Origin of the sequence: Methylobacterium sp. J-076, assembly GCF_022829405.1 — a bacterium.
Lineage (GTDB): Bacteria > Pseudomonadota > Alphaproteobacteria > Rhizobiales > Beijerinckiaceae > Methylobacterium.
Map to the genome: position 1 here is coordinate 20,611 of NZ_JAKSXW010000070.1, position 7,848 is coordinate 28,458.

Genomic DNA, 7,848 nt, shown 5'->3' on the forward strand with positions numbered 1-7,848 from the left:
CGCGCTGCGATGGGAATTGTCTGCTCGGATCGACCGGCGTCTTGGCGGCATCATCACGATCAGCTGCTCACATAGTCGGCGATCTGCCGCGCGACGGTCTGTCTGAGCTGCGGGCCCTTGGCGTCGCAGCGGTAGACCTCGATCGTCGCCTCGAGGGCGCGGTCGAGCTTCCAGCGCGGCTTCCACCCGAGCTTTGTGCGGGCCTTCGTCGAGTCCAGACGCAGGGTCTGCGCTTCATGGAGGTCGTTCGGATCCCCGCTGAAGTGCCACCCCTTCCCGGCCGCCAGAATCTGCGAGACGCGGTCCGCGACGTCGCGGACGGTCACCTCCGCATCCGTGCCGGGGCCGAAATTCCACCCCTGGCTCGCCACCTCTTGGCCCGCCATCAGGCTTTCGGCCAGGAGCAAGTAGCCGGAAAGCGGCTCCAGCACGTGCTGCCACGGCCTGATCGAGTCCGGCTTGCGGATCCCCACCGATTCGCCCTTCTCATAGGCCCGGATGAGATCGGGGATCAAACGGTCGGCCGCCCAGTCGGCGCCGCCGATCACGTTGCCCGCCCGGGCGGTCAGGGTGCGGAACCCGCTTCCGGCCTTCGTATAGGACCGGGCGTAGGCCGAGGCGACCAGTTCCGCGCAGCCTTTGCTGGAGCTGTAGGGATCGTGGCCGCCCATGGCTTCCGTCTCGCGGTAGCCCCACAGCCATTCACGGTTCTCGTAGCACTTGTCGGTCGTCACGACGACGACCGGGCACCCGTTCCCGTGCAGCCGGGCCGCCTCGAGGACGTGGGCCGTCCCCATCACGTTGGTGGCGTAGGTCAAGAGGGGCTGAGCGTAGGACAGCAGGACGAGGGGCTGCGCGGCGAGGTGGAGTATGATGTCGGGGTCGACCTCTCGCACGACGTACCGGACGCTGTCGAAGTCGCGAATGTCGGCCCGCCGGTCGGTCAGGATCTCGCTGATCGACGCGTCCTCGAACAGGCTCCGCTCCGTGGGGATCCCGTCGGACAGCCCGGTGACCTGCGCTCCGAGCTCGGCGAGCCACAGCGAGAGCCACGCGCCCTTGAAGCCGGTATGACCGGTCAGCAGGACGCGTCGGCCGCTCCAGACAGATGCGCTCGGATTCATGAGGTCACCACTTCTTCCAGGGCGCCTGCCCCTTGGCCCAAAGCTCTTCGAGGTGCAGCTTGTCGCGGAGCATGTCCATCGGCTGCCAGAACCCGCTATGGCGGAACGCCATCAGCTCGCCCTCGCTCGCGAGGCGCTCCATCGGCTCGCGCTCCCACACGGTGCTGTCGTCGCCGACATGATCGAGCGCCCGGGGCGACAGCACGAAGAAGCCGCCGTTGATCGAGTCGTTGACGTTGACGGGCTTCTCCTCGAAGCGCGAGACGGCGTCCTCTTCGATGACCATGGCGCCGAACCGCGCGGCGGGCGTGACGGCCGTCACCGTGGCGAGCTTCCCATGGCTCGCGTGGAACTTCAGAAGCGCCGTGATGTCGACATTGGACAGACCGTCGCCATAGGTCATGCAGAAATCGCCCTCGCCCAGATAGGGGCGGACCCTCTTCAGGCGACCGCCCGTCATGGTCGACTCCCCGGTCTCGACCAGCGTGATCTGCCACGGCTCGGCGGTGTTGTTGTGGATCGTCGTCGAGTTATAGCGAAGATCGATCGTGACGTCCGATGTATGCAGAAAATAATTAGAGAAATATTCTTTGATCACGTAGCCCTTGTAGCCCAAACAAATCACAAATTCATTGAGGCCGAAATGGGAATAGTACTTCATGATATGCCAGAGTATCGGCTTGCCGCCGATATCGACCATTGGTTTGGGGCGAGTCGTGGTCTCCTCGCCGAGCCGGGTTCCAAGCCCTCCCGCTAGTATGACAACTTTCATCGGCGCTCGCTCGTTTGATCCTAATGGGCCTCGCGCGACGAGCCTTTGGCTACCATCACGCTGCCTGCTGTCTCGATGTGCCAGTCAGCAGCTTTCACACCATCTGTACTTGGCTAAACTTGGGGAGGGCAAGAACCGTGCGAGAAGCTACAGAGCCTCATATCCTGCTGCGATTCGAGATCTACTGTAACAAAATTCCCAAGTGAAACCAGAGCATTCTCGCTGAAGCTCATAATTCAGTCGTCGGTCGGGCGCAACGTCTTCCTGGCGCGGCAGCCGTGTTCCGCATGGCCTGCTGAGGTGTCCGGAGTGGCGATGTCCCGGGCGAGCGGCCCTTTGGGAGGCGGCGCCCGACGCCCTCGGGGTGGGGCGGGGGCGGAGGAGGCGCCCGGCCTGGGCGGGCCGTCCCGTCCTCGCGGGAGCTTTCCTCGCGAGAGCTTGGGGCCTCGCCCTGGAACGGCTGCCCCGTTATCGGCTCTCCGGACGCCGGTCGAGGGTGAGCGGTCCTTGCGGGAGGCGGGGCGAGCGCCAGGTCACCTCATCGGCCGCGCGCATCGAGGTGCCAGGGCGGCGGACAGGCGGCGAGCCCGCGGGGGACCCCAGGCCGTCCGCCCGAAACACGCGGGCAGACGTTGCATCCTGGCGCCAGACGCATCACACACGCGGCAGATTTTCGGACCGTTCGGTGTGCCGCCCTCGCGCGAGGTGCGCCGAAGAGTCGGCAGTTCGGCGCCGTCCGTGATCGTCCAGACAATAGGAACACGTGATGAAGACTCGCGCCGCGGTCGCGTGGGAGGCCAAGAAGCCGCTCACGATCGAGACCATCGACATCGAGGGGCCCAAGGCCGGCGAGGTTCTCGTCGAGCTGATGGCCACCGGCATCTGCCACACCGATGCCTACACCCTCTCCGGCCTCGATTCCGAGGGCAAGTTCCCGGCGATCCTCGGCCACGAGGGCGCGGGCATCGTCCGCGAGGTCGGCGCCGGGGTCACCACCCTGAAGCCCGGCGACCACGTCATCCCGCTCTACACCCCGGAGTGCCGGAACTGTAAGTCCTGCCTGTCGCAGCGCACCAACCTGTGCACCGCGATCCGGGCGACCCAGGGCCAGGGCGTGATGCCGGACGGCACGAGCCGCTTCTCCTGCGTCTCGACCGGCGGGAGCCCCGGCGGCGCGAACACCCTGTTCCACTACATGGGCTGCTCGACCTTCTCGAACTTCACGGTGCTGCCCGCCATCGCGCTGGCCAAGATCCGCGAAGACGCCCCCTTCGACAAGATCTGCTACATCGGCTGCGGCGTGACCACGGGCATCGGCGCGGTGATATACACCGCCAAGGTCTGGCCGGGCGCCAACGTGGTGGTGTTCGGTCTCGGCGGCATCGGCCTGAACGTGCTCCAGGCCGCCCGGATGGTCGGGGCCGACAAGATCATCGGCGTCGACATCAATCCGGACAAGCAGGAGATGGCCCGCAAGTTCGGCATGACCCACTTCATCAACCCGAAGGAGGTCGGCAACGATCACGTGGTCCAGGCCATCCTCGACGTGACCGGCGGCGGCGCCGACTTCTCGTTCGACTGCACCGGCAACGTCAACGTGATGCGCCAGGCCCTCGAGTGCTGTCACCGCGGCTGGGGCGAGTCGATCGTCATCGGCGTGGCCGAGGCCGGTCGCGAGATCTCGACCCGTCCGTTCCAGCTCGTCACCGGCCGCGTCTGGCGGGGGTCGGCCTTCGGCGGCGCGCGCGGCCGCACCGATGTGCCCAAGATCGTCGACTGGTACATGGAGGGCAAGATCAACATCGACGACCTGATCACCCACACCATGCCGCTGGACGAGATCAACCACGGCTTCGATCTCATGCACGAGGGCAAGTCGATCCGCTCCGTGGTGGTCTACTAGTGCAGTGACGCCGACGCTTCGTTCAGGCGTCTCCGCACGAGTCACTTGTCTTCGCATCGATCGATCCAGACAGGGCTGACGCCTCTGTCCGGATCGATGCACTCGGCCGTCCCGACGATCAGGCACTCCTCCCCCGGCCGGGGAGGAGTGCCGCGCCCCCCGCACAGACGATCGCCTCGCCCAGCAGGAGAGAGCACCATGGAAACCATCTCGAAGGCCCGCGCCCATGGCGGCACGCAGGGCGTCTACAAGCACGATGCCCGGACCACCGGCTGCCCGATGACCTTCGCGGTGTTCGTGCCGCCCCAGGCCGAGCACGGCCCGGTCCCGGTGCTGTGGTACCTGTCGGGCCTCACCTGCACCCATGCCAACGTCATGGACAAGGGCGAGTACCGCAAGGCGGCGGCCGAGCACGGCGTGATCGTCGTCGCCCCGGATACGAGCCCGCGCGGCCCCGGCATCCCGGACGAGGAGGGCAATTGGCAGTTCGGCTCCGGCGCCGGCTTCTACGTGGATGCCACGCAGGCGCCCTACGCCACGAACTACCGGATGTGGAGCTACGTCACGGAGGAACTGCCGGCGCTGATCGCGAAGGAGTTCCCCGCCGACATGACCCGCCAGGGCATCCTCGGCCATTCCATGGGGGGCCACGGGGCGCTCACCATCGCGCTGACCTACCCCGAGCGGTTCAAGTCCTGCTCCGCCTTCGCGCCGATCGCCCAGCCCTCCACGGCGGGCTGGTCCAAGCCCGCCCTGGTGAAGTATCTCGGGTCCGACCCGGCCGCCTGGCGCGCCCACGACGCCACCGCGCTGATCGAGGACGGCAAGCGCTTCCCCGAGTTCCTGGTGGATCAGGGCACCGCCGACAGCTTCCTTCAGGACGGCCTGCGCCCCTGGCTGCTGGAAGAGGCGTGCAAGAAAGCCGGCATCCCCCTGACCCTCAACATGCGCGAGGGGTACGACCACTCGTACTACTTCATCTCGACATTCATGGCCGACCACATCGCCTGGGCCGCCGCCCGCCTGAAGTGACCCCGTCGGCCCGAGGGGCGCCGTCGGGGGGCGACGCCTCCCCGACGGGGGCCTCCGCGGGGATGACGCGGCAGGCATCGCCGCATCCCCCCCGGGCATCGGCACGGCCCCGGCCTCAGGCGGCCCGCCGCCAGGCCGGGAAGGGGTCGGGCCGGTCCCGGTGGGCGTCGAAGTCGAACGCGTCCTCCTCGCCGGTCCCGATCAGGCAGGCGTCGAGCGCCGCCGTGAGCGCGGCCTCGTCCAGGCCGGTGCCGATGAAGACCAGTTCCTGGCGCCGGTCGCCCCAGATGTCGCTCCAGACCGTGTGCAGCCGCTCCCGGAACGCGGGCTCCTCCGGCCAGCGCGTGCGGGGCACGGCCGACCACCAGAACCCCATGGCGGAGACCCGCGCCACCGCGCCGGCCAGGGAGAAGTCCCCGACCCAGTCGGGCCGGGTCGCCAGCCAGAAATGGCCCTTGGCCCGGATCAGGCCCGGCCAAGTGGCGTGGACGAAGGCGTCGAACCGCGCCGGGTCGAAGGGGCGGCGGGCGCGGTAGACGAAGGACGAGATCCCGTACTCCTCGGTCTCCGGCACGTGGGCGTGGGGGGCGTACAGCTCCTTGAACCAGAGGGGATGGGCCTGCGCCTTCTCCTCATCGAACAGCCCGGTGTCCAGGATGCCGTCCAGCGGCGCCCGGCCGTGGTCGGTCTCGATGATCCGGGCGTCGGCGTTCAGCCCGCGCACCACGGTGCGGACCAGGGCCAGGTGCTCGGGGGGGACGTCGCGCGCCTTGTTGATCACCACCACGTCGGCGAACTCGATCTGCTCCACCAGCAGGTCCACGAGCGTCCGGGTGTCCTCCGCGCCCGCGGTCTCGCCGCGCTCGCGCAGGAAGGCGGCGGAGCCGTAATCCTTCAGCAGGTTCACCGCATCGACCACCGTCACCATCGTATCGAGGCGGGCCAGATCCGACAGGGAGCGGCCGTCCTCGTCGCGGAACGAGAAGGTCGAGGCGATCGGCAGGGGCTCGGCGATCCCGGTCCCCTCGATCAGCAGGTAGTCGAACCGGCCCGCCTCCGACAGACGGCGCACCTCGGCGAGGAGGTCGTCCCGCAGGGTGCAGCAGATGCACCCGTTGGTCATCTCCACCAGCGTCTCGTCGGTCCTGGACAGGTCGGCACCGCCCGCCCGCACGAGGTCGGCGTCGATGTTCACCTCGCTCATGTCGTTGACGATCACCGCCACCCGGCGGCCGTCGCGGTTGTTCAGCACGTGGTTGAGCAGTGTCGTCTTCCCGGCCCCGAGGAAGCCGGAGAGGACCGTGACGGGAAGGCGGGCGTCGCGCGCGGGCATGGCTGACCACCGATGGCGGGGAGACGAGGTGCGGCGCCGGTTGTGAATGTAATAACGTTGCATTGTCAACGGGGGTGGAACGACCGGCCGCGCGGGCATGGCGGGCGCCGCCGATGGCGGGTGGGTGTGACACCCGCACCCCTGGCCTGATCGGGCTGCATCGGTAGAACGGTCGGGACCACCGGGACTGCTCACGCTTGAACGACCACGCAGACGGCGCGCGTATCGACGCCGAGATCGCCAGCACCGTCGTCGGCTCGGATCCGTTTGCGGCGGCCGTGCGGGCGACGCGCATGCCGATGGTGATCACCGACCCGCGGCTGCCGGACAACCCGATCGTGTACGTCAACGAGGCGTTCGTGACGCTGACGGGCTACGGGCGCGGGGAGATCATCGGCCGCAACTGCCGATTTCTCCAGGGGCCCGAGACGGACCCGGCGGATGTCGGGCGGGTGAGGGACGCGATCGAGCGGCGGGTCACCATCGAGATCGACCTGCGGAACCGCCGCAAGGACGGGACACCGTTCTGGAACCGGCTGCTGGTCTCGCCGGTGTTCGCCGCCGACGGGGAGCTGACCTACTTCTTCGCCTCGCAATACGACGTGACCCTCGAGAAGGAGCGGCTCGTGCTCCTGCAGAAGGACCGGGACGCCCTGGAGGCGGAGTCGGCGCGCCGGTCGCTGGAGCTGATCCAGAGCGAGGAGCGCCTCCGCTTCACCCTGAAGGCGGGGCGGCTCGGGGCGTGGACGCTGGATCTGGGCGTCATGCGGCTGATGTCCTCGGACGGGTTCAAGGAGAACCTCGGCCGCCCGCCGGACGCCCCCCTGACCTACGAGGAGATGCTGGCGGCCATCCACCCGGAGGACCGGGAGCGGAAGCTGGCGGCGCGCGACGCGGCGATCGCCGGGCGCACGGACTACGACATCGAGATCCGGGTGGTCACCCCGCGGGGCGAGACCCGCTGGCTGCAGTTCCGGGGCCAGGCGTCGTACCGGGCGGACGGGACGCCGCTGAGCATCGCCGGGATCAGCCTGGACATCACCGACCGCAAGCGGGCGGAGGAGCACCGGGACCTCCTGGCGGGGGAGCTGAACCACCGGATCCAGAACACCCTGGCGACGGTCCAGTCCATCTCGCGGCAGACCCTGCGGGGGGCGGCCTCGCTGGAGGAGGCGCAGGTGACGATGGAATCGCGCCTGCACTCGCTCTCGACGGCGACGGAGATGCTGGCGCGGGGCAGCGGCGACTGGGCGACGCTGACGGAGGTGGTGATCGCCGCGCTGCACCCGTTCGGGGTGGAGCAGGACCAGCGCTTCAAGATCGGCGGGCCGATCCTGCGGCTCGCGCCCCGGGTCGCCCTGGCCTTCGCCCTGGCGATCCACGAGCTGGCGACCAACTCCGTCAAGTACGGCTCGCTGTCCTCGGACGAGGGGCGGGTGATCGTGAGCTGGGACGTGGTGGAGGGGGTGAGCCCCGACCGGCTCTGGTTCCAGTGGCAGGAGGTGGGCGGCCCGCTGGTGGCGCGCCCGACCCGGACCGGCTTCGGCTCGCGGATGATCGAGCGCGCCCTGGCCCGGGAGATCGGCGGGACCGCCGAGATCGACTACCGCCCCCGGGGCGTGGTCTTCACCGCCGACGCGCCCCTGCTGGAAATCACCCGGGACTGACCCGGCCGCCGGGCGGC

Annotated in this window: 6 protein-coding genes; 3 read left to right on the forward strand and 3 right to left on the reverse strand. The window is 68.6% G+C overall.

The features are described from left to right. Positions 1-59: 59 nt before the first annotated feature. Both rfbG and rfbF read right to left on the reverse strand, forming a co-directional pair. A complete protein-coding gene (gene rfbG, locus MKK53_RS05455) occupies positions 60-1,124 on the reverse strand; it encodes a CDP-glucose 4,6-dehydratase (RefSeq protein WP_243927604.1) in 1,065 nt (354 codons plus the stop codon). A gap of 4 nt (positions 1,125-1,128) precedes the next feature. After that, the gene (rfbF, locus tag MKK53_RS05460; protein ID WP_243927606.1) at positions 1,129-1,896 is read right to left on the reverse strand and encodes a glucose-1-phosphate cytidylyltransferase; all 768 of its coding nucleotides are present in this window, start codon (positions 1,894-1,896) and stop codon (positions 1,129-1,131) included. A gap of 766 nt (positions 1,897-2,662) precedes the next feature. Here rfbF and MKK53_RS05465 point away from each other — a divergent pair. Together MKK53_RS05465 and fghA are read left to right on the forward strand one after the other, a co-directional pair. Then, entirely contained in the window at positions 2,663-3,799 is a 1,137-nt protein-coding gene (locus MKK53_RS05465) for an S-(hydroxymethyl)glutathione dehydrogenase/class III alcohol dehydrogenase (protein ID WP_243927607.1), read from the forward strand. Positions 3,800-3,997: 198 nt separating this feature from the next. Further along, positions 3,998-4,831: an S-formylglutathione hydrolase gene (fghA, locus tag MKK53_RS05470; RefSeq protein WP_243927609.1), complete on the forward strand. Its 834-nt coding sequence runs from the start codon at positions 3,998-4,000 to the stop codon at positions 4,829-4,831. 115 nt (positions 4,832-4,946) lie between these two features. Here the strand turns inward: fghA and MKK53_RS05475 are convergent, their stop codons facing one another. Beyond that, the gene (locus MKK53_RS05475) at positions 4,947-6,164 is read right to left on the reverse strand and encodes a GTP-binding protein (RefSeq protein WP_243927611.1); all 1,218 of its coding nucleotides are present in this window, start codon (positions 6,162-6,164) and stop codon (positions 4,947-4,949) included. 197 nt (positions 6,165-6,361) lie between these two features. Between MKK53_RS05475 and MKK53_RS05480 the strand changes: the two genes are divergently transcribed. After that, positions 6,362-7,831, forward strand: a complete 1,470-nt coding sequence (locus tag MKK53_RS05480) for a PAS domain-containing protein (RefSeq protein WP_243927613.1) — start codon at positions 6,362-6,364, stop codon at positions 7,829-7,831. Positions 7,832-7,848 lie beyond the last annotated feature (17 nt).

What these genes read in the sequence shown, in the direction of transcription:
- rfbG (WP_243927604.1), bottom strand. Translation starts at nt 1,124, where the DNA reads ATGAATCCGAGCGCATCTGTCTGGAGCGGCCGACGCGTCCTGCTGACC.
- rfbF (WP_243927606.1), bottom strand. Translation starts at nt 1,896, where the DNA reads ATGAAAGTTGTCATACTAGCGGGAGGGCTTGGAACCCGGCTCGGCGAG.
- MKK53_RS05465 (WP_243927607.1), top strand. Translation starts at nt 2,663, where the DNA reads ATGAAGACTCGCGCCGCGGTCGCGTGGGAGGCCAAGAAGCCGCTCACG.
- fghA (WP_243927609.1), top strand. Translation starts at nt 3,998, where the DNA reads ATGGAAACCATCTCGAAGGCCCGCGCCCATGGCGGCACGCAGGGCGTC.
- MKK53_RS05475 (WP_243927611.1), bottom strand. Translation starts at nt 6,164, where the DNA reads ATGCCCGCGCGCGACGCCCGCCTTCCCGTCACGGTCCTCTCCGGCTTC.